The organism is Thermoanaerobacter thermocopriae JCM 7501, from assembly GCF_001310975.1.
Taxonomy (GTDB): domain Bacteria; phylum Bacillota; class Thermoanaerobacteria; order Thermoanaerobacterales; family Thermoanaerobacteraceae; genus Thermoanaerobacter; species Thermoanaerobacter thermocopriae.
The window spans coordinates 1-22,348 of the sequence record NZ_BAZY01000031.1; the positions used below are offsets into that span (position 1 = coordinate 1).

The window sequence follows — 22,348 nt, forward strand, 5'->3', positions numbered from 1 at the left end:
TAAAATATTTTCATGTGGTATATATAATAATTCGACAAATGGGAGGGGAAATCCTACATAAAAGATAAAAAATTCAAGAGCGATAGGAAAAAGTATGTCTGCAGAATCGCTTAAATAAAAGCTCTTGAATTTTGCACAAGTCTATACTTTTGTCAGAAAGGAGGTGAAAACATGTTAAAAGACAAAAAAATAAACCTGAGTTATCTTCCTTATGGTGATATTTGTAAACGTTCAAGAAGTAGTGTGATTTTCGATGTTGATTACGAAAGTTTTGAGCAAGAATTGCTGAAAGCAATCGAAGCAGAAATGGAAAAAGTAGAATTGGGGGAACATGAGACGGAAAAAGAAGAAATAGAAAGAGAAGAGATTTTATGAAGCAGAGGAGTATATACTCCTCTGTCCTTAATAATAACACTAAATAGGTGATTGCAAAATGAGATAAATATTATAGTAAAAAAGTTACATTACGAGGAACAAAATAAAGTTGTTTAGCTTTGATTTTCATAGGAATTCCTCCCTTTCCTTTTGTAATTTGGGCTGTGATTTGGTCTTTTATGTAAATTTGTATAAATTTAACGAACATGGGAGAAATTCCTTTGAAAATATTTTGAAAATATACAACGAAGTTCCTTAATCCATAAGGATTGTGGGATTCTCCAAAGACTTAAAAAACTTAAAAAACATCATCAAGAAGAAGGGGGGATCTAATTTTGAAGTATAGAACGTCAAAATTTGTTCATTTTTTAAAAGGAAATAAAGAAGATGAATATATAATCTTTAATGCATTTACCTTAGATGTTTTTGTAGTAGATAAGACCGTAAAAGGTTTTATTGAGAGTCTAATTGATCCCCAGGAAATAGAAATTAATGAGATAACAAAAGAACTTATTGATAAAAAAATTATAATAAGAAATGATTTTGATGAGTTCGCTTATGCTAAAAAATATAGAGAATTAATAAGAAAAAAAGCTAAGGAATTACCTAGTCGCATAGGATTTATGCGAATATCATTAACTGAAAAATGTAATCTTAAGTGTAACTATTGCTTTGTCCGGAAGATTCATGATAAAAAAGGTGATATGCCAGTTGAAAAGTTTAGTGAAATAATGTTGTGGTTTATAAAAGAAAACAAAGGTAGCAGGCCTGTAATTCAATATTTTGGTGGTGAACCACTGTTACGAATGGACTTGATTGAACTTGGACATTTGCTATTAGAAAAAGCCAAGCAGAATGGAGAAATTATTGATTATGTTGAAGAAATAGTTACAAACGGGACTTTAATGACAGAGAATTTAGCAGAGTACTTCATTTCTAATAATTTTAATATATCATTTAGTATAGATGGTTGGAAAGATATAAATGATAAAAATAGGGTATTTCCTGACGGGTCAGGGAGCTTTAATAGATTAATCGAAGGTGTTAATAATTATAAAAATGCTGGCGGAAAACTATCAGCTATTATTACATTCACGAATGACAATATAGACAAGGCGGAAGAAATCATACATTTCTTAGTAGAAAGTGTTGGATTCGAAGAAATAAGTATTAATACACCCCAACCGGTCGATAAAGGTTGGGAAGTGAATGGAGAAGAATTTGCAAAAGCAGTAACAGCAGTATGGAAATATTGCAATAATAATAAGATACCATTAAATCATCCAGGGAATAATGTAGCTTTTTTAATCAATAAAAAACTTCCACAGATGAATTCATGTATGAACTTAACGTATGGACAAAATAGTAATACTTGGGGGGTTTATGTGACTAGTGATTTAAAAGTTTCTAAATGTTTAGTTGGCTTTGATGAAAGTATTACATTAAAATTTTCGGATTTAAAGTTCCATAAAGGGTTTGAGACTTGGCATTTTAATGATAACAGTAAAGATATTTGTTTGGAATGCATTGCTTACAATATTTGTGGTGGTCCATGTCAGTATGAAGCTTTGGTTAGAAATGGTAAATTAAATCCAGATAAATGCAAGTTTTATAAATATATAATTAAGTGGGCTATTTTGCAATAGAGAGGAGGAACCTATGAATAAACGTATTTTTATTGATGATATCTGGGAAGTAAATGATAATGAATTTATGATAATGGGCAGGGTCCAATCGATTATAAATTCTAACGTTGCAATTAAGGATTATTCAGGTACGATAATCTTAACACTGGATGCATGGAAGTATGATCTTAATGTAAATGACATTGTTTCAGTTGTAGTAGTAAAACAAAATGGTATAATCAAAGTTAAGGAATGTAATGTATTATCAACGGCATGTCGAGATGAGGAAACTACTTTATTAAGAAATTATCTTGACAGATATAATGTTGAATTTTTCGAAAAATTAATAGTTTAGAGGACTCTGTTCGGGATTTTCTAAAAAAAGAGAAATTTATTGAACTGAGAAATCCTATTCTATGGGTACCAGTACAGGAATATGGGACAAAAGAATGGAGGATACAGAATCCTATTACCAAAGAAACACCCTATATTTTGTTACAATCTCCTAATATATTAAATCTTATTTCAGCTGTTGCCGGAATTGAAAGGAACTTCCAATTTCACCCGTGTTTTAGATTAGCTGAAGAAAATAGCTTAGCAAGAAATGATTCATTAATTGAATTTACTCAACTTGCAATAACGGCAGCTTTTTTAACTAACGAAGAAGCTATGAGATTAATTGAAGATATGTTTTTTTATATTATAAAAAAGCACTTTAATATCGAAATTGAAAAACCTTTTGAGATTCTAGATTATCATGAAAGTATGAAACTATATTCTACTGATCATCCTGATTTAAGGTTTAGAAAATTTTATCGCCCAAGTTTTATAATTAACGGATATAAATACACCGGGCTGATAATACCTGCTTATGTTAACAAAAAAATAGAAGAGTTTCTAATAAATAAGACATATCAACAAGATAGAGAAAATTCAAATTTTTTCTCTTATGATGAAAATAAAACTTTGAAGCAAAAATTAGGTGATATTAAAGCAGATTATTTAATTGATGAATGGTTTGAAAATAATGAAATTGAGAAAGTTGGCTATATTCTATTATTACCTAGTAGTATTGAAACTGATATTTTCTATAATAGGATTAGTAAGACATTGTATCCAAAATTATTTGGTAAAGTTGAAAAGTATAAGTTCTGTTGGATTAAGAACTATCCCTTTATAAATGAATTGGAATATGATTCTCAAAGTTTGCATGATGCAATAGGGCAAAATATTTTTACTAAAAGGATAAGGAATTCCAATGATACAGAAGGAATCGATTTAGTGCTAAACGGTATAGAGATTGCAAGTGGTGGGCAGAAAGTAAACACTGCTGAAGAGTTTATTGAATCACTTGAACTTCTTAAAATTAAGGATAAACAAAAAAATTATGATTATTTTATAAAGGTTCTTAAGATGGGTGCTCCACCTCTATTTTCAATAGGAATTGGTTGGGAAAGGACTTTACTTGCATTATTTGAAACAAAAACAATAAGTGATGTTATGGTTTTCCCAAAAGATCAATTTGGAAATCCAGAAATAATTTCTATCTGTGAATAAATTAAAAATGTAAAAAATTAAGGTGATAGTTTTCTAAAATATGGTTAAGTTTTCTAAAATTATTATAAACACTCTCAATATACACAAAAGTGTGACAAAGATGTTTTTCATACAATATTGAAGGTGAATTACTGTTTATAGAAAATGAAAATTAGTATAGTGTTTTATGAATTTAGATTAAAGATGTAAAAATTTTACATAACTATCTAAAATAAAAGTAAGTAAACTTTAGCAAACATTTTTAAAAAGTATATTAAAAACAATTTTTCTGATTAACTATTAAATATTCAAAGTATACTTGTCATGTGCGAAAATTAACTTAAAGGATGTGGTAGAATTGTGATTGATGAGTTAAGAAATAAATATATCGATGTAATAGCTAAACAATTTCCGAGTAGAGCGATATTATGGGGAAAAAACAATTATAATTTAGGCGATTTCTCAAAACACCAATTAGAAAATTATATAACTTCACTGAACGAATTAATTTGCAAGATTGATAGTATAGAAAATACAGAATGTATTAACGAAAAAGTAAGCTTAAAAAGAGCTATATTATACCGCAAATTTGAAATTGAGACTCTTGCTTTATGGAAAACTAAACCCCAATTTTATGCTGCAAATGCCCTTAAAGGAATTAGTATTCATTGGAGGAATCTAGAAGCAATAGAACATGGTTATTTTGATCAGGTTGCTGTTAAAGAAAAATTAAACCAATTATCATCTTTTTTTAATATAGCTTTATCAAATTTATCCGATGGTATGGTTAGTAAATTGGATATTCTATTAGCAGTTAATTTAATAAAGACAGAATGGAATAGTATTATTAAGAAAGCTCACCTAATTGGTTTGCGTGATAATGAAATAAATTATCTGAATAAGGTTGTACAGAAATTTATCGTAGACTTAAAAAATTTAAATAATGGTAATAATCAACCCTTTTTAATACCTTTAGGTAGAGAAAAATTTGAGAGATTATTATATTTGGAGTCTGGTTTAAAAGTTTCTAGTGAAAGTTTATTAGAAGACGTCAAAACAAATATTAAGGAAAATCATTATATTTTTAGTAACCCTAGAGAGAAAGCAATTGGAGTAGAATTTAATGACTTATTTGATAAAAATACAATAACCAAACTGGAGGAGTATTTTGGTGAACTATTAAACTGTGGTGATTTAAAAATATGTAAAACTAATATATTTTCAAACGTAAAGGGGTTTCATTATATAAAAAGCTATAATTTATCTTCAAAGGAACCAAAGGGAATTGCATTTTGTCCGTATGGCCAAAAAATAACAGATAGGCAAGTGTTGGGAATAGTACATGAGACATATCCAGGACATCATTTTTCGTACTGTGTACAATTTAAAAAAAATCGTTTAGCAAGTATCTTATATCATAATAGTATTTTTGAAGAAGGATGGGCTAAATTTGCAGAAGAAAAATATGTACAAATTAGACCTGAATTAAGATTGGAACATGCTTTTTATAATTCATTTAGAAAAATGGTCGTACTTGCTTTCGCAGCATTGAAAATTCACGCATTTGAAACTGAAATTAATAAAGTAATACACGAAATATCTAAAATATTTGATTACGATATTTCTACGGCAAAATCAATTTGTATTCAAGCATATGATGACCCAATACAAGCTATATCATACTTTTTAGGATATAATTATGTAAAATGGCAAGTAAGTAAATGCAATAAAAAAATAGATTTATTTATTAAAGAAATGATAGAAGAACATGATTGTAACATGGAGGGTTTATCTTATGATGAAATTAGAAGAGTATAAAAAAGCTACCGTGTTATATGGGGTTCTCGGTTCATTGTATAACATGGCTGACAAGCTTTATGGAACAGTTTTTATACTTTTGATGTATGATAGAAATATAGGCTCGAATATGATTAGTGTTGTTTTTGCGATTTCTTCTCTGGCTTTAGCAGCATTTGATTACCCTACTGGAAATATTTCAGACAAGTATGGGAGGAAAAAGACCGCAGGTATTGGATTCTTATTTTGGGGAATTGGAATGATTGCATATGGGTACTCTACTGAAACTTGGGGTTTTATCTTTTCATCAATTATAATGTCATTTGGAATTGCGTTGATTTCAGGTGCCCTACAATCTTGGTACGTGGACTATCTTCATAAATTAAATAAACTGGATTATAAAGATAAAATTATCCCTAAGTTAACAGGGATAACAAGTTTTTTTGCAGCGGTAACTTTGGCAATAGGAACTGTATTGATTAAAAAAAGTTTAAATCTTCCAGTAGTTATTAGCGGTATAATTGCTTGCATTGCAGGTGTTATAGCTTTATTGTTTTTAGAAGACAATTATGGAGAAACTACTACTGATAATATTTTCGTAGATATTGTTAATAATACTAAGAAATTGGTAAAAGATAAAAATATGATGAAAATACTAATAAGAAATTTATTTGCGCATACAGCATTTATTTGTTTCATTTTGTCATGGCAAATTTATGGAGCAAATAACGTTGGATTAGATCCCAGCTTAAATGGAATTCTTTTGATAATTTTCATGTTATTATTTACCTTTTCAGGTTTTATTACATCAAAACTTGTAGATTATTTTAAAGCGGTTTATATTTCAATTGTTGGAATGTTAATCGCTGTATTAGGATTAATCATTGTTTTCCTCATGCCCAACGTATACTTCTTTATATTGGGATTATGTGCTTTTGAGTTTGGACTAGGTATAGACCAATCTGCAAGTAACGCTTGGATACATGATTATATACCTAATGACAAAAGAGCGACATTTTACTCTGGTTTATCGGCTGTAAGATCTTTTTATGGTTTTTTTGTATCGATAGCAATTGGCTATTTTATTGAATATTTTGGCTATACATATGTTTGGCTGTTAGCAGCAATTGCAGAAATTTGTGCAGCAATTTACTTGCATGTTAATATTAACAATCTGATACCAGCTATTCAACCGATATATAGGAAATAACTAAGACTATGCAAATTTTAAGTAATCAAAACTAATGTACCTTTTATAAAAAACTTTATTATTACACTTTTTGATTGTTTATTCGTATTTATTAATGATGAAATATTAAATAAATAACAAATGATGTAGAAATTTTCGTAATAAATATTGAATTCATAAAACTTATCAATGGTTATTAAATTTGGCAAGGAATGATGGAAGTATTTAATTTGAGGAAGGATAGCGATGGATGAGTATAAAAAAGTAATCATTAATACTTTAAATGAATTTTCTATAATATACTTAATTTATGCAGAAGAATTTATGTCAGAGTTTCAAAAATATATTTTTAGTATAGTGTTAAATTCAAACTTAAATATTAAAAAATATAGGTATAATAGTATAACAGAGTTTTCTGGTATACTTGATAAGTTAAAAAAGGATTTACCTCTTAAAAAGAAAGTAAATATAATATATTTTAAACCAATCATAGATATAGATGTCAAACAAGGAAAAATATTTCATTCATGGCTTTTAGATTGTTTTTGTAATGATATCTATGTACTCTATGTAGAAACATTGGTTAATGAAAGGGTTATTAATTATAAAGATCAGATTGCAATTTTAGAGTTTAAGGCAGGACGTGAAGTATTTAAAAGTGTAAAAAAATACAATGAAATGCTGTTACAAGCATTAAATACTGCTAAAAAGCTGAGGATTATTTCCGAGACAGGAGTAGATATTTCATTTGAATTTGATAGAAAAGATATTTATACGGAAGCTTTTGATATCTATAATGAAAAAATTACACAATTTCCAGGAGGAGAAGTATTTTTATTACCACACTGTGAGACCGTTAATGGTATAATTGTTCAAGTTGTAAATAATAATAAATTTGTTATAAAAGTCAAAAACGGTGTTGCAGATTTAACTGATTGTAAGAAATTTATTAATAGGACTAAAGATTTATTAGTTGAAGTAGGATTTGGAACTAACCCAGCAATCCCTTCTATACCTACTTTGGATTTATATGAAAAGAAATTAGGAACTTGCCATTTCGGTTTTGGAGATAGTTTACTTTTAAATGGCTCAAATAAAGATGATCATCATTTTGATATAGTTGTACCTGAATTTAAAATGATTTTGGACGATAGTGTTTTATTTCAATTTAGGGGTGATGATTTTGAGACAAAGCCATATAGAGAGAATAACACTTTATTATAAACATAATTTATCCAAATGTTTTTATGCGAGTGTTAAATTTACTGATACTTGTAAACACTTTGAATTTGCTTTGCAAAATTATTTAACATTGATTGATATTAGAGATGATGGGTATAATAAAAAAGATTATCAGTACATAAATGGAAAGTATACTGTTAGCAGCAACACCGGATTCCGGAAATTGTTTCTAAAGTATAAAATAGAATATGAAGGTAACATTTTGGTTTTACCTCCTGATACGATTTTCCCCATTGTAGAAGATATAGGATATCCAATTCAATATGTTTTATATTTATTCGATGAAAATAATGAATTGTATATAAATCTTCCTCCTGATAAGGGGAAAAAAAGAACCTTCTATCATTTATATGATTTAGCTTTAATTTCTGAAAGTTTGATAGGTACTCTAGATATATTAATGGAAAATGAAAATGTTTATTTAAGTGATCACATAAGTAAATTATATAGCAATATCAATATAAAAATAGTAAGTGTTTTACAAAAATTTGCAATATTATATAAAAAACTTACAGGGTTGACATTATCGGTACGAATTATTTCTTTAAAAGATATTAATATATTAGGCGTGTCTTATCCGAATTTGATAATTTTAAATGAAACCCTTTTGAAATATCCTATTACCATGCTGTATACATACATGATACATGAATTGATTCATCAATTTTTAGGAATAAAGATTCGGTTTACTGGAAGTGGACGATGGTTTTTATTAGAAAGCATTACAGAGTATTTACAATGTGTTTTTGTTAAATTAATAGGAGGTAATTCATTGTTTGATATTATGTTAAAAAAATGTGAAGAGTTATATCGTAGTAATTTTGATGCTTCTAAAAAAATATCTATATCAGAATATAATGAGAATAACAATGAACGTGAATACTTAGGGTTAATATGTGGTAAAGGTGTACTTGTAATTGATATGTTTATAGAAAAATATGGATGTAACGAAAAGACCCTTAAGAATATAACTCTGGATCTGTTAAATTTTAAAGATGGGGTCACTATAGTCGACTTTGAAGGGATATTAATAAAATATTACGGTGATGGCGTTAAAGAGTTTTTTAAAAATGGATCTATACTGCAGATATAGATATAGGGAGTGAATTTTTCTTATTGGAGAGGAGAAAGAGTGTATGATTAGAGTATTAGGGTTAATAGTGACATCAGATTGTAATTTGCGATGTAGTTATTGTGATTATAGTAATAAAAGGAGAGATAAGAAATCTAATTTATTAGTTGAAGATGTGGAAAGGTTCATTCTAGCTATGAGTGATTATATGAACCTCGGTGAAATAATGATCACAGGGGGAGAACCTTTTTTACTTTCAAATATTGAATATTGGATACTTACAATGAAAAAGTATTCTCCTAATATTAGCATTTTAACAAATGGTACTTTAATTGATTCCGAGCAAATTAGGTGGTTAAAAAAGCATTCTGTAACCGTGCATATAAGCATAGATAGCCTAAATAGTGAATATTCAGAGCTATACAGAGGCGGACATGAAAAATTATTATCGATTCTTTCAAAATTTGAAAAAGAAAATTATAAGAATTTAAAATTAAATATTACGATGAGCAGAGCAAATATTGAAGATGTTCACAAAATAATATGTTATGCGAAGAAAAATATGTTTGGTTACGCAATAAACTTACTAGATTTGCCTCCACAGAATGAACTATCTTGGTATAATGCTACTGAAAGAGAGCGCCATGAAGCGATAGAGATAATAAAAAAATATATGCCTCAACGCAATAATTTCTATGAAAAGTTGGCGAAGAGTTTAATATCGAAGAGACCAATAAAGAAAATACCAAAATGCATAATTCCAAGGAATTATTTCATTATTGATAGTGATGGTAAAGTATATCCCTGTTATCTTTATAAGAAAAGCATTGGTACAATATTTGACGAAGAATATGAAATTATAAATAATCATAAAAATTTAGTTAGTATAAAAGAAAAAAATGGCTATGAGTGTATTACTACAAGATGTTTTTCATTATTATAAGAAATATGACGAGTTCTCTAAATGTGTTAGTATTTCAGTTCTAAAACCCCAAACTTGCTGTATGATTTTTGTTATATTCTCACATTGTTTGAAAGCAATGCATCTAATTACCCTAAATTCTCTTTTGATTATACTAAGTTCTAAGTGTCCAAAAATTGATAATTTTGTAGCATTAGAGTCAAAGTAGGTACTAGGTTAAACTTTTTTAGCTAGAATCACTCGATACAGGCGAACGTGCCGCTTAACTTTAACATAAGTGGTTAGATTGCAAAATGGAAAGCTGGAAAAGAGTGATAAAAGAGGTGCTCCTCATTACAGATTATCTCTGTGTTGGTTTAAAAGTTACTTTGAATAAGCTACAAAAATATTGAATTGGAAGAAAATAGCTATATAGTTGATTTTAGAATATCAAGGGGACTCGATTATTATACAAACATCAAACAGTATTTTTGTAATCATTTCAAGAGATATTGGTTCGTAGGGGGTGTATGATTGGTTAAAGATATGATGAACTCATAGAAGAATGCGGATGTCTTTTATGCTGGGTGTGTGATTGGGAATGGGAATAGAGAGACTTTTACTTACTTTAGAGCAAAAGGGTATTAAAATTCTAAAGTCAAAAAGATCAGATCTATTTCTAAGGTTGTGTATGTGAAGATTCAAAAATTTTTTACTTTTATCCTTACGAATAAATTAAGATTTAACGAATTGAAAATAGAAACGTATACATGGTAAGAAGACTAAAGGCCCAAGTTGAATACGCCAATAAGTTAAATATTAAATTTGCGATGATAACAGAGGAAGAGGACTAAAAAGAAAGTAGGGTTAGATTAAAAAATTGGAAAGCGAAGAAAAAGTAGAAATTTTAATTGATGAGATAAAAATAAAAAAAAGGAGGAATTTTGATGAGGTACCAGTTGGGAGGATTTAAAAGAACCCACATGTGCGGAGAGCTCACTGTTGAAGATGTGGGAAAGTCTGTCGTAGTGATGGGATGGGTCAACAGCAGGAGAGACCACGGAGGATTAGTTTTTATAGATTTGAGGGACAGAACAGGAATTGTGCAGATAGTATTCAGTGAACAGGTTTCTAAAGAGGCTTTTGAAAAAGTGCAAAGCGTGAGAAGTGAATATGTGTTAGCAGTGGAAGGGGAAGTAGTAAAAAGACTTCCTGAAAATGTAAATCCTAAAATACCCACAGGAGAAATAGAAATTTACGCCAAAAATTTGAAGATTTTGAGCAAGTCTGAAACACCTCCTTTTCCAATAGAGGATAGGAGCAATGTATCGGAAGCGGTAAGGCTCAAATACAGGTACCTGGACTTGAGAAGACCTTCAATGCAGAGGAATTTAATCACTCGCTTTAAGCTTACGCAGGCAGTACGGGAGTTTCTCAATGACAATGGCTTTATAGAGATAGAAACTCCCATGCTGATAAAGAGCACTCCTGAAGGCGCAGGGATTATCTTGTGCCAAGCAGAATTTATCCTGGCAAGTTTTACGCGCTGCCTCAGTCTCCCCAGATATTCAAGCAGCTTTTGATGATTGCGGGATTTGACAGGTATTATCAAATTGCAAGGTGCTTAAGGGATGAAGACTTGAGAGCTGACAGGCAGCCAGAGTTTACGCAGATAGATATTGAAATGTCCTTTGTAGAGGTTGAAGATGTCCTTGATATAAATGAGAGAATGATAAAGCACGTATTCAAAAAAGTCTTAGACGTAGACCTTGATATTCCCTTTAAAAGGCTGACTTACCAGGAAGCAATGGAGAGATTCGGTACTGACAAACCTGACTTGAGGTTTGGAATGGAGCTTAAAGATTTGTCCGACATACTAAGAGAGTCAGAGTTTAATGTGTTTAAAAATGCTTTGAAAAACGGCGGGTCAATAAGGGGTATAAATGTAAAAGGAGCTACTTCAATGACAAGAAAGCAGCTGGATGAACTGGTGGAATTCGCTAAAAACTTTGGGGCAAAAGGCCTCTTGTGGATGCAGGTTTTGGAAGGAGAAGTGAAGTCACCTGCCACTAAATTTTTGACTGAAGGAGAATTGAATAAAATTTTGGAAAGACTTGAAGCAGAAGTGGGAGATTTACTTTTGATAGTTGCGGATAAAGATGAAGTGGTCTTTGACACACTGGGGCATTTGAGAGTTGAGATGGCAAAAAGATTTAACCTCATTGATGAGAGTAAATACGAGTTTGTATGGGTTGTTGATTTCCCGCTTTTAGAGTATGACGAAGAAGAAAAAAGGTATGTTGCAAAGCACCATCCATTTACATCACCTAAAGATGAAGATATAGACCTTTTAGAAAAAGAGCCTTTAAAGGTGAAGGCAAAATTATATGACATAATTTTAAATGGCATAGAAATTGGTGGAGGCGGTATCAGAATATCCGATACTGAATTGCAGAAGAGGATGTTTAAAGTGCTTGGATTCAGCGAAGAAGAGGCTTGGAAGGAATTTGGATTTTTAATGGAAGCCTTTAAATACGGTGCTCCTCCTCACGGAGGAATAGCATACGGGCTTGATAGGCTTGCAATGATAATGACAGGAAGCGACACCATAAGGGATGTGATTGCATTTCCAAAGACGCAAAACGCTGTATGCCTGATGTCAGATGCGCCGTCGCGAGTTTCTGAAAAGCAGCTAAAAGAGCTTCATATAAAAATGGATTAATAAACGTTTACTAGTTAAGAAATAATAAAGGCTCTTTGTCAATAGTTGGGGTGAGTATTTTTCTGAATGCCCACCTGTAAATCTTATCACATAATATGGCAATATTCCCAAATTATTAGTTATGATAAGAGATATAGCTAGAAGTATGGGTGGATATTTATCTATGCCTTTTCATCAAAGCTCTATAATATTCTTGAATATCCTTTATCAGTAAAAATAGTATTAAGTTAGAACATTAAGCATTACAATATAATGTTCAGTTTGTTGACAAAGCAAAATTTTAGCTCCTGTTTTCTTAGTACCGAAGGCAGGGGCTTAATATTATTTAGACTCCCATGCCGCAACAAATGCGGCACCAGCAGAGAATGAAAATGTCCTTTTTTGATGATATAATCAGTATAGCGGCTGGTGAAGGCAGGTCGTTTTTATTCTGATGCTTCGAGCTCGATGATTAGACTGAACCACAACGACCGGGTGCACCACAGACTGTTGCTCCAATATGGAAGCACGCGGGATAGAATAATCGATAGAGGTTGTTGCACCAGCCCTTCAAATCTAAAAGCCGCTTAAGGATGATACAAATGGAAGTTATATATCCACGTTGTTGTGGCTTAGACATTCATAAAAAGACTGTAGTAGCTTGCGTAATTACACCAGAAGAAAAAGAAATACGTACATTCTCCACGATGACTGAAGATATACTAGCTATGGTGGACTGGATTAAAAGTAAAAGTTGTACACATGTAGCGATGGAAAGTACAGGTTCTTACTGGAAGCCTATTTACAACATTCTTGAGATTGAAGAACTTAATCCAATAGTAGTAAACGCTAAACACATTAAGAATGTACCGGGCAGAAAAACGGATGTAAAAGATGCGGAGTGGATTGCAGGATTATTGCAGCATGGTTTACTGCAGGGCAGTTATATACCTTCAAGAGAGCAGCGGGAATTGCGGGAATTAGTAAGATATCGACGGAGCTTAATAGAAGAACGTGCCAGAGAAATAAACCGGATGCAAAAAGTATTAGAGGGAGCAAATATTAAACTTGCTTCTGTGACTACAGATATACTGGGGAAATCATCACGTGCGATGATTGAAGCTATAATTAATGGAGAAGAAGATCCTGCCATTTTATCCGAATTGGCTCAGAAACGATTAAAGAATAAGAAAGAAGAACTAAAGAAAGCTTTAAATGGTTTAATAGGGCCACATCAAAGATTAATGTTAAAGACACAGCTTTTACATATAGATTTTCTCGATGAACAAATAGCCTTATTGGATGAAGAGATAAAGAGGCGAATGCTCCCTTTTGAGGAGGACCTGGAGCGTTTAGACACTATTCCAGGAGTAGGCAGACGCACAGCTGAACACATAATAGCTCTTGACTTTGTCAGTTCGAAACCCAAAAAGCTTGGGAATACAGGTATTGACAAAAAATGGGCGTGAAATTTGTCACTACATTACTTTCTCATGCTAATTAATTCCATGCCTTCCTCATACGTAATGAAATTTTTTGGTGCTTTTATTTTCATCACCTTCAATATGTCTTCAGCTTCCTCCTCCATCTTTTGTTTAATTAAATATTTCTTCCCATTTATCTCTATCTCCACAAAATTCATTGAATCTATCGCTTCTTTTATTCTATCACTGCTTAATTCTTTCCCCTTAGACCTCAAGCTGTATTCTAAAGTTCTTTCCAGTAAAAATGCTAAATAGCACACAACAAAATGCCCTCTTATCCTTTTTTCCGTCCAGTGAAATATTGGTCTTACCTTAAGACAGCTTTTCATTACTCTGAAAGACTGCTCTATCTTCCATAAATCATGATATGCATTTAAAACTTCTGTCACACTCATTTCTTTCTTGCTGGTCTGAATTGCATAAAAACCGTCAAATTTCTCATCTCTCTTTATTGCTTCTTCATCCAGTACATATTCTTCTGATTCGGAAATGCGTCTTAAATATTTCCTTCCTCCTCTCTTTTCTGCTGCCCTTACGTTGCCGGGCCTTTCTAAAAGTTCTTTTGCTTTTTCTACTAGCCTTTGCCTCTCTTCTTTATCTTTTTTGGCCCTCTTGCTTGAATAGGTTATTATTAGATTCTCAGGTATCTTGAATATTTCCCCTTCTCCCGTTTTGATAATATTCTCTCTTTCTATGACCTTGAATCTAAACTCTTCACCAAATATTTCTCTGTCAAATCTCCATTTCTTCTCCTCAAGAACTTGATACCCCTCTTCATCAAATACTCTCTCTAAAATCTCTTTACTCATGTTTTTCAGTCTGCTTGCCACAATGTAGTCGTATCCCGCTTCTTTTATCAGCTTTAAATTAAGTTTACTGTTAAGACCTTTGTCTGCAACTATTATTACCTGGTCTATGCAGAATTTCTCTTTCAGTTTCCTCAAAATTTCTATCATGGTCTTGCTGTCAACAGTGTCTCCTGGAAACAGTTCATATCCAACTGGTCTTCCTTCTTTATCTACAAGCATGCCCATTACCACTTGTACCTCATTTACCTTGTTATCCTTGCTAAATCCAAAATCCCTTAAATCATCTTGCTTAATGCTTTCAAAGTAAAATGTTGTCACATCATAAAAAACAACATCAACTACCATGTTAAATAAATCTCTATTCTTGTGATAAAGATATAGCTCTAAATCCTCTTTTATCTGGGCCAGAATATCTAATCCCCTGTACAGCTGATTCAAATCAATATCTTCTTCGAATCCAAAATATCTGTTTTTTGCGGTAGTACGTCTGAAGTTTGCTTACTGGTTGAATTAATCTTTGTGCTGTCATTAAAAATGCCACTTTATCAATGTCAAACTTTATCCTGGAATTTTGGGAGCTATACTGTTTGAGAAATTTATCTATTTCAAGCTCTTTCCAAAGTTTTCTATACACAATATATCCCCAGTTTTTAATAATTCCTTCTGAAACATCTTCTGGAAAAAGCTTGATGGAACCTGTTTCTTCACTGGAGCTTAAAAATATTTTTTGCAATTTATCTACAAGATTAATGAAAGAGGGATCATTTTTGAGTTCATCAATTCTACCGAGATTAAGCAAGACTTTTTGCTTTATTTTACCATTTTCGCGATAATTATGGACAATTTTGGCATATTCATAACCACCAGCTTTAGTTATTTTGAGAAACATATGGCATCACCTTTATGTTAGTTTATTACATTATACTACAAAAAGTGAATATAGTCAAGTATTATGGCAATAATTAGAAGAAAAATTGTCCCTACAGTTTTGAAAAATTTTTTAATCCTAAAAACAAAAAACCCTTGAAAATCAAGGGTTTGATATTTTTTACCAGCCCAAAAATGACCTCCAACTGACAAAGTCAAGGAAAATAAAATTCTCAATATGGCATCAAAAGATAACAAAGAGGCAGAAATGGCAGGGTATAAATCCGATGCATTTCAAGGATTTCAAGGAGCTTTATCTATTGTGTCAGGGTTTGCAATGTTTTTTGTGAATATTCTAGTAGCCACATATTTGGTTTTAAGAGGCTACATCACAGTAGGTTCTATGATTGCCGCTGTACAGCTTATGAACTACATAGTGAATCCTTTAATTTCTGCATCTGTATATGCTACAAAGATAAAATCTGTTGAAAAAATAGCAGATAAAATCCAAAAAGAAATAATAGACGTAAGCAAAGAGGAAGTCTCACAGGGAGATAAACCTTTTGAATTTAGAAATTCCATAGAAATCAAGAACCTAACCTTTTCCTACGATGGGAAGAGGAATGCTTTGTCAAACATAAACATAAAGCTTGATAAAGGCAAAAAGTATACATTAGTTGGAGAAAGTGGATGTGGAAAGACCACGCTACTTAGAGTGCTATTAAATCACATTACAGATTATGATGGGCAAGTGCTCATTGATGGAATAGATATAAGAGAATTTGACCCTGCTTCCTATTACAGGAAAGTTAGTATTATACAGCAGAATGTCTTTATGTTTGGTGACACATTAAAGAATAACATTTGCCTTTACAGTGAATGCAGTGAAGAAGAACTCAATGAGGCATTGAGACAATCTGGTTTAATTCAGGTTGTTGAGAAACTTCCCAAAGGACTCGATACAATAGTAGGAGAAGGGGAAGTAGAGCTATCAGGAGGAGAGAGACAGAGGATAGCAATTGCAAGAGCACTAATCAAGAAAGCGGAAATACTGCTGATAGACGAAGCTACGGCGGCTTTAGACAAAGTTACGGCGAGCGATATAGAGAGGACGCTTATAAATTTAGATGCGACAGTGCTTGCTGTAACCCATAAATTGACCCCAGAGATACTGAAAAAGTATGATGAAATATTTGTAATGAGAGATGGAGAAATCATTGAAAGAGGCACATTGGATGAACTATTAGATAAGAGGGGGTATTTCTATTATATGTACAATTATGGGATTGATGAGAAAAAAGAGATGGAGGCTTCAGAAGAAGCTGTATAAAAATTTTGTGTGAAACACCAGAGAAATGAAAAAGAAAGATTTATAGTTTAAAATGAACAGCTCATAAAAAATTGAAATGCTGTGAAAATGAAAATGTTCAAAAATTTATATCCAGAAGATGAGAAAATAAGACAGAGGGTGTTGAAAGTAATTGAATCATTAGAAAGTTAAGGCACCAATTAGAGTGATTTTGAATTGCTGCCTTATTCTTTCTACTTAAATTACAAAAGTTTACTCCTTAAGATGAGAAATATTTTTCACAGATATTTAAAAAGTACACCGGTCTTACTCCAACGCAGTACAGGGACAGCCTTTAGGAATTTTTGTGTTTTTGTGCTATAATAATTTTGAAAACATTTTATTAGGGGGCGTTTTCAAATGGAGAAGTTACAATTAGAAGATTTTACAAAATTTAAATTTTTGTCAGGATTAAAATATTCGCCAAGTGGTAGCTGTGCAGCATTTGTGGTACATAGAATGGACGTTGAGGAGAACAAGTATTTGTCTAACATATGGGTTTTGGATACAAGGACTAAAAAATATTTTCAGCTGACTTCCTTTAATGAGGAGAGAGGATTTGTATGGCTTGACGATGATTACATACTTTTTGCAAGTAGCAGAAATCCAAAGGACAAAGAAAAGGCAGAAAGTGGAGAGGAATTTACAAAGTACTACAAAATTAACATACACGGAGGAGAAGCTGTTGAGGCTTTTGTGATACCTAAAAAGGTTACAGAGATTTTGCCTGTTGATGACGATACTTTTCTCTTGATTGCACTTTATAATGTAAATAAAAAGGATTTGGAGGGTTTGAGTGAGGAGGAGAAGAAAAAAGAGCTTGAAAGGAGAAAAGAGGAGAAAGATTACGAAGTATTTGATGAGATTCCTTTTTGGGCGAATGGCGAAGGAGTCATCAATAAAGACAGGGGAAGGCTCTATGTTTATAAATTAAGTGATAATAAATTGCAGCCTATAACAGATGAATACACTGAGGTGTATTCTTTAAAGCTCAACAAAGATAAGACAAAAGCTGTGTTTATAGGAAAAAGTTATAAGGACAAAATGCCTTTGACAAGTGATGTTTATATATACAATTTAAAGGTTGGAGAACTTAAGAAAGTGAATAAGGATTCAGATTTTTCCTATAGGTATGTGGATTTTTTAGGAGATAAGATAATATGCGCTGGAACAGATATGAAAAAATACGGTATAAATGAAAACAGCAAGTTCTACATTTTAGAGGAGTCAGGCGAAAGAAGGTGCATAACCCCTGAGCTCGATATGAGTTTAGGAAATTCTGTAAACTCTGATGTGAGGTACGGTTCAGGCTTTAGTTTTAAAGCAGAAGGAGATTATTTGTACTTCATATCTACAGAGAGGTACAATGCTTATCTTAACAGAATAAATTTAGAAGGGAAAATAGAAAAAGTGATAGATAAAGATGGATCTGTGGATATGTTTGATGTATGTGGCGATGATATTCTTTTTATCGGTTTTAGAGGATTAAAGCTTTTGGAGCTTTATGAGTACAAAGACGGGCAAGAGATACAGATTACTGACTTTAATGAATGGGTGCAGAAGGAAAAGAAACTTTCAAAGCCTGAAAGAGTAGAAGTAGAGATAAGACCAGGTCATTTTATAGATGGTTGGGTTATAAAGCCTATAGACTATGAAGAAGGCAAGAAGTATCCTGCAATATTGGATATCCATGGAGGACCTAAAACTGTATATGGGGAAATTTATTTTCACGAAATGCAATACTGGGCAGCAGAAGGGTATTTTGTGTTTTTCTGCAATCCGGTAGGAAGCGATGGCAGAGGAAACGAATTTGCTGATATAAGAGGAAAATATGGGACAATTGATTATGAAGATATTATGAAATTTACAGATTATGTGCTTGAAAATTACAAAGACATTGACTCTGAAAGAGTTGGCGTTACAGGCGGTTCTTATGGAGGATTTATGACAAACTGGATAATAGGGCATACAGATAGGTTTAAGGCAGCAGTCTCTCAAAGGAGCATATCAAACTGGTTTACAGAGTTTGGAACTACAGATATAGGTTATTACTTTGTGCCAGATCAGGTGGGCGGTACTCCCTGGGACAACTTTGAGAAATACTGGGACAATTCTCCGCTTAAATATGCTGATAAAGTGAAGACTCCGACATTGTTCCTGCATTCTGATGAGGACTACAGGTGCTGGCTTGCTGAAGCTCTTCAAATGTTCATGGCTCTTAAATACTTTGGAGTGGAGTCAAAGTTGGTGATCTGTCATGGTGAAAACCACGACCTTTCAAGGAGCGGAAAACCAAAGCACAGGATAAGAAGGCTTAAAGAGATAACTGATTGGTTTAATAAGTATTTAAAGTGAGAAAAAATACCCTACGGTGTAAGTAGGGTATTTTTTTATGCTAACAAGGCTGCTACTACACCTACTAAAAAAATTCCATCGAATATACCTGCTCCTCCTATACTTATAGCATGAGAGTTTAAGTCTTTAAAATGAGGAAGATTAAGAAGGTCTGCTCCAATTAATGTACCTAAAACTCCCGAGATGTATGCTACAGGAGCTGCATCATTATGAGATAGCAAAATTGCTGCAGCAGCTGCTACAAGAGGTGGTATAAAGGCAGGAAGCGAAATACCAACTCCTGGCACAGGTTTAGCTAATGCTTTGGCAACAGCTGTGACTATTATAGTAGCTATTATCGTAGGGGTTAAAGGAGTTCTTTGCATGAGGTATATACTGAATAGCACAGGGATGATGGCTCCCCCTACATTTACGGCAATTATTTGTTCACGCACTCTGGGAGGATAGTAGAAAAGAAAAGGAAAAAATATTTCTTCTTCATCATGTACTATAAATTTTTTGCGAGATATAGGAATATTGATTACACTTCCTATTAAAGATAAGCTAAAAAGAAAAACTGCCATTTGAGGAGATAACCCTAATTTTGCAAAAGAAAAAGTAGCTGCTTGTATGAAAAATACAAATATTAAAAAGGGAAACAATAATATTAGAAAAAATATCCAAATTAAAGGCATTACAAAAACCTCCTTAAATATTTGCCGCTATATTGTTATAATATCATAAAAGTGATAGTTATATCCATTAATTTGTAAAAATTCTTTTGTTTTTTGGAAAAAAAGAATATAATATATTTGTCAAAATTTATTCGACGAGGTGTAGCGATGATAACGAGAGAAATGATAGAAAGAATAAATTTCCTTTATCACAAATCACAAACAGAAGGTTTAACAGAAGAGGAAAAAGAAGAGCAAAAAAGGCTGAGGCAAGAATATGTGAAAGAAATAAAAGAGAGAGTAAGAAGAGAGTTAGAAAATATTAGATGTGCTAACAATAGTTGCGAACATTGTGGTCATGACCATCATTACCATAGACATTAAAAATAAAGGAGAGATGGAAAATGTATGAAGGTACAAAGGGGAAAGTGAAGGATGATATTCCGGAATATATAACTTTGGAAGAAGCATTTACATTAAACAAAAATCAAGTTAGAGAAAATTACAAAGAATATATAAATTCAGTTTTTGTATCTATGCTTTCAATGCTTCAGTTTGATAAACTTTTTGTAAGAGCTAAAGGAGTTTCAGTATGGGATAATGAAGGAAATGAGTATTATGATTTTTTAGGAGGTTATGGTGCTTTAAATTTAGGGCATAACCCCGATGAGGTTATCGAAGCTGTAGAAAAAGTAAAAGATATGCCTAATATATTGCAAGCGGCTATTGGAAATTTGCCGGGGGTTCTTGCTCATAATCTTGCAAAAGTGACACCAGGGAATCTTAAAAGGAGCTTTTTTTGTAACAGTGGTGCAGAAGCAGTAGAAGGAGCTTTAAAACTTGCTAAAATTGCTTCAGGAAAACAAAAAATAGTTTACTGTCAGAACTCCTTTCACGGCAAATCCATGGGTGCCCTTTCAGTGACAGGGCGAGAAAAGTATCAAAGGTATTTTAAACCACTTGTGCCGGAGACAGTTCCTATTCCATTTGGAGATGAAAAAGCTTTGGAGGAAGCTTTGAAAGGTAGAGATGTTGCTGCTTTTATAGTAGAGCCTATCCAAGGGGAAGGAGGAGTGATTGTCCCCCATGAAGGCTATTTGCAAAAAGTACGGGAATTGTGTACTAAGTATGATGCTTATTTAATATTAGATGAGGTCCAAACTGGTTTTGGAAGAACAGGAAAAATGTTTGCATGTGAGCACGAAGGAATAGTGCCTGACATAATGTGCCTTGCTAAGTCTTTAGGTGGAGGAGTTATGCCTATTGGTGCCTATATAACCACAGAGGAGATATGGCAAAAAGCTTATGGGACTATGGAAAAAGCTCTTTTACATACTTCTACTTTTGGCGGTAATACCTATGCTTGTGCTGCTGCGATTGCTTCAATACAAGCTATTATAGAAAAAAAGCTTCCTGATGCTGCAAAAGAAAAAGGTGAATACTTTTTAGGTCGATTAAAAGAATTAAAAGAAAAACATTCAAAACTTATAAAAGATGTTAGAGGAAGGGGACTTTTAATAGGAGTAGAGTTTAATCAACCAGATAGTGGACTTCTTGACAAAATTTCTCGAGGGGCTATCTCAAAGCTTTCCAGTGAATATCTCGGCTCTTTAATTGCTGGAGAGCTTCAAAATAAACACAAAATTATAACAGCTTACACTTTGAATAATCCAAATGTAATAAGATTAGAACCTCCTTTGATTGTGACAAAAGAACAAATTGACAAAGTTGTAGATGCGTTAGATGAAATTCTCACAAGAAATAGTAGTTTTTTAGGTATTACTGTATCAGGTGCTAAAACAGTTTTAGGGTCATTACTTAAAAGGCAGTGAAGAGGTGAATTAACTTTGAAAGAATTATTTGAAAAAGGAATTACTTTTGAGGAATTTGTAGAAGAATCGGAGGAGAATATTGCTAAAAGAATAAAGGAGAGATATGAAAAAACGATGTTAGATGAAGACTTGATAGAGAAAATAAAATTTAAAGATGAGGTAAATATTTTGGCATTTGCTGAAAGTTGGTGTCCTGATTCTCAAGTTAATGTGCCTATAGTTGCAAAAATCGCAAGTTATAATAAGAATTTTAAACTGAGAATTTTAAAAAGAGAAGGTAACGAAGAGCACATGAAACCTTATTATATAGATGGTAAAGCTAAAATACCAACTTTTGTATTTATGGATAAAGATTTTAAAGAAATTGGTCATTGGATAGAAAGGCCTGGAATTGTAAAAGAACTTGCAAAAAGTGGAGAAGAAGACTGGAGAAGAGATTATCTTAAAGGGAAATATGATAAAAATGTAATTGAGGAAATTGTTAATATTTTGTCCCGGTAAGTGTGCCGGGTCTTTTTAAATTCGTTTAATTTATTAAGCTTTTGAACGAAAATTAATAGTA

The 22,348-nt window shown here is 32.2% G+C and carries 14 protein-coding genes and 5 pseudogenes; 17 read left to right on the top strand and 2 right to left on the bottom strand.

Translation table 11 applies throughout. The features are described from left to right. Positions 1-171 precede the first annotated feature (171 nt). The 11 genes and pseudogenes from JCM7501_RS10285 to JCM7501_RS10335 form a co-directional block, all read left to right on the top strand. Positions 172-375, top strand: coding sequence for a hypothetical protein (locus tag JCM7501_RS10285; RefSeq protein WP_028992504.1), 204 nt, complete (start codon positions 172-174; stop codon positions 373-375). Positions 376-710: 335 nt separating this feature from the next. Next, positions 711-2,021 (top strand): radical SAM protein, encoded by a 1,311-nt coding sequence (locus JCM7501_RS10290; RefSeq protein ID WP_028992503.1) that lies wholly within the window; start codon positions 711-713, stop codon positions 2,019-2,021. A 13-nt stretch (positions 2,022-2,034) separates the two neighbouring features. Beyond that, a complete protein-coding gene (locus JCM7501_RS10295) occupies positions 2,035-2,355 on the top strand; it encodes a hypothetical protein (RefSeq protein ID WP_054644863.1) in 321 nt (106 codons plus the stop codon). Positions 2,356-2,399: 44 nt separating this feature from the next. Next, positions 2,400-3,557, top strand: coding sequence for an amino acid--tRNA ligase-related protein (locus JCM7501_RS10300; RefSeq protein WP_256201400.1), 1,158 nt, complete (start codon positions 2,400-2,402; stop codon positions 3,555-3,557). A 339-nt stretch (positions 3,558-3,896) separates the two neighbouring features. Continuing rightward, positions 3,897-5,354, top strand: coding sequence for a DUF885 family protein (locus tag JCM7501_RS10305; protein WP_028992501.1), 1,458 nt, complete (start codon positions 3,897-3,899; stop codon positions 5,352-5,354). Next, positions 5,332-6,543: an MFS transporter gene (locus tag JCM7501_RS10310; protein ID WP_028992500.1), complete on the top strand. Its 1,212-nt coding sequence runs from the start codon at positions 5,332-5,334 to the stop codon at positions 6,541-6,543. Before JCM7501_RS10305 ends, JCM7501_RS10310 begins: the two co-directional genes overlap by 23 nt. A gap of 225 nt (positions 6,544-6,768) precedes the next feature. Then, positions 6,769-7,746, top strand: coding sequence for a M29 family metallopeptidase (locus tag JCM7501_RS10315; protein WP_028992499.1), 978 nt, complete (start codon positions 6,769-6,771; stop codon positions 7,744-7,746). Further along, entirely contained in the window at positions 7,706-8,857 is a 1,152-nt protein-coding gene (locus JCM7501_RS10320) for a hypothetical protein (RefSeq protein ID WP_054644865.1), read from the top strand. The genes JCM7501_RS10315 and JCM7501_RS10320 overlap by 41 nt, the downstream gene beginning before the upstream one ends. 43 nt (positions 8,858-8,900) lie before the next feature. Then, a complete protein-coding gene (locus JCM7501_RS10325) occupies positions 8,901-9,779 on the top strand; it encodes a radical SAM protein (RefSeq protein ID WP_028992497.1) in 879 nt (292 codons plus the stop codon). 905 nt (positions 9,780-10,684) lie between these two features. Next, positions 10,685-12,459: pseudogene (gene aspS, locus JCM7501_RS10330) on the top strand (aspartate--tRNA ligase). Between the two features lie 581 nt (positions 12,460-13,040). Beyond that, a pseudogene (locus tag JCM7501_RS10335) lies at positions 13,041-13,841 on the top strand (IS110 family RNA-guided transposase); the annotation flags it as partial. 80 nt (positions 13,842-13,921) lie between these two features. On the opposite strand, the pseudogene JCM7501_RS10340 reads toward JCM7501_RS10335, so the two are convergent. Further along, positions 13,922-15,620 (bottom strand): annotated as a pseudogene (locus JCM7501_RS10340) (IS1634 family transposase). Positions 15,621-15,818: 198 nt separating this feature from the next. Between JCM7501_RS10340 and JCM7501_RS10350 the strand changes: the two are divergent. The 3 genes and pseudogenes from JCM7501_RS10350 to JCM7501_RS10355 form a co-directional block, all read left to right on the top strand. Then, a pseudogene (locus JCM7501_RS10350) lies at positions 15,819-16,928 on the top strand (ABC transporter ATP-binding protein); the annotation flags it as partial. Between the two features lie 248 nt (positions 16,929-17,176). Further along, positions 17,177-17,245, top strand: a pseudogene (locus JCM7501_RS16285) (AraC family transcriptional regulator); the annotation flags it as partial. A gap of 61 nt (positions 17,246-17,306) precedes the next feature. Continuing rightward, positions 17,307-19,301, top strand: coding sequence for an alpha/beta hydrolase family protein (locus JCM7501_RS10355; protein WP_028992059.1), 1,995 nt, complete (start codon positions 17,307-17,309; stop codon positions 19,299-19,301). A 35-nt stretch (positions 19,302-19,336) separates the two neighbouring features. Here JCM7501_RS10355 and JCM7501_RS10360 read toward each other — a convergent pair whose 3' ends face one another. Beyond that, on the bottom strand, positions 19,337-19,975 hold the full coding sequence (locus tag JCM7501_RS10360; RefSeq protein WP_028992058.1) for a DUF1614 domain-containing protein: 639 nt from the start codon (positions 19,973-19,975) through the stop codon (positions 19,337-19,339). A 147-nt stretch (positions 19,976-20,122) separates the two neighbouring features. On the opposite strand from JCM7501_RS10360, the gene JCM7501_RS10365 reads away from it, so the two are divergent. The 3 genes from JCM7501_RS10365 to JCM7501_RS10375 are packed head-to-tail and all read left to right on the top strand — an operon-like array spanning position 20,123 to position 22,287. Further along, the gene (locus tag JCM7501_RS10365) at positions 20,123-20,338 is read left to right on the top strand and encodes a DUF896 domain-containing protein (RefSeq protein WP_028992057.1); all 216 of its coding nucleotides are present in this window, start codon (positions 20,123-20,125) and stop codon (positions 20,336-20,338) included. A gap of 20 nt (positions 20,339-20,358) precedes the next feature. Beyond that, positions 20,359-21,786, top strand: a complete 1,428-nt coding sequence (locus tag JCM7501_RS10370) for an aspartate aminotransferase family protein (protein WP_028992056.1) — start codon at positions 20,359-20,361, stop codon at positions 21,784-21,786. A 15-nt stretch (positions 21,787-21,801) separates the two neighbouring features. Beyond that, positions 21,802-22,287: a thioredoxin family protein gene (locus tag JCM7501_RS10375; protein ID WP_028992055.1), complete on the top strand. Its 486-nt coding sequence runs from the start codon at positions 21,802-21,804 to the stop codon at positions 22,285-22,287. Positions 22,288-22,348 lie beyond the last annotated feature (61 nt).

Bases quoted from the DNA above. Each gene is read 5' to 3' on its own strand.
- JCM7501_RS10285 (WP_028992504.1), top strand. From the start codon at position 172: ATGTTAAAAGACAAAAAAATAAACCTGAGTTATCTTCCTTATGGTGAT.
- JCM7501_RS10295 (WP_054644863.1), top strand. From the start codon at position 2,035: ATGAATAAACGTATTTTTATTGATGATATCTGGGAAGTAAATGATAAT.
- JCM7501_RS10310 (WP_028992500.1), top strand. From the start codon at position 5,332: ATGATGAAATTAGAAGAGTATAAAAAAGCTACCGTGTTATATGGGGTT.
- JCM7501_RS10315 (WP_028992499.1), top strand. From the start codon at position 6,769: ATGGATGAGTATAAAAAAGTAATCATTAATACTTTAAATGAATTTTCT.
- JCM7501_RS10325 (WP_028992497.1), top strand. From the start codon at position 8,901: ATGATTAGAGTATTAGGGTTAATAGTGACATCAGATTGTAATTTGCGA.
- JCM7501_RS10355 (WP_028992059.1), top strand. From the start codon at position 17,307: ATGGAGAAGTTACAATTAGAAGATTTTACAAAATTTAAATTTTTGTCA.
- JCM7501_RS10360 (WP_028992058.1), bottom strand. From the start codon at position 19,975: ATGCCTTTAATTTGGATATTTTTTCTAATATTATTGTTTCCCTTTTTA.
- JCM7501_RS10365 (WP_028992057.1), top strand. From the start codon at position 20,123: ATGATAACGAGAGAAATGATAGAAAGAATAAATTTCCTTTATCACAAA.
- JCM7501_RS10370 (WP_028992056.1), top strand. From the start codon at position 20,359: ATGTATGAAGGTACAAAGGGGAAAGTGAAGGATGATATTCCGGAATAT.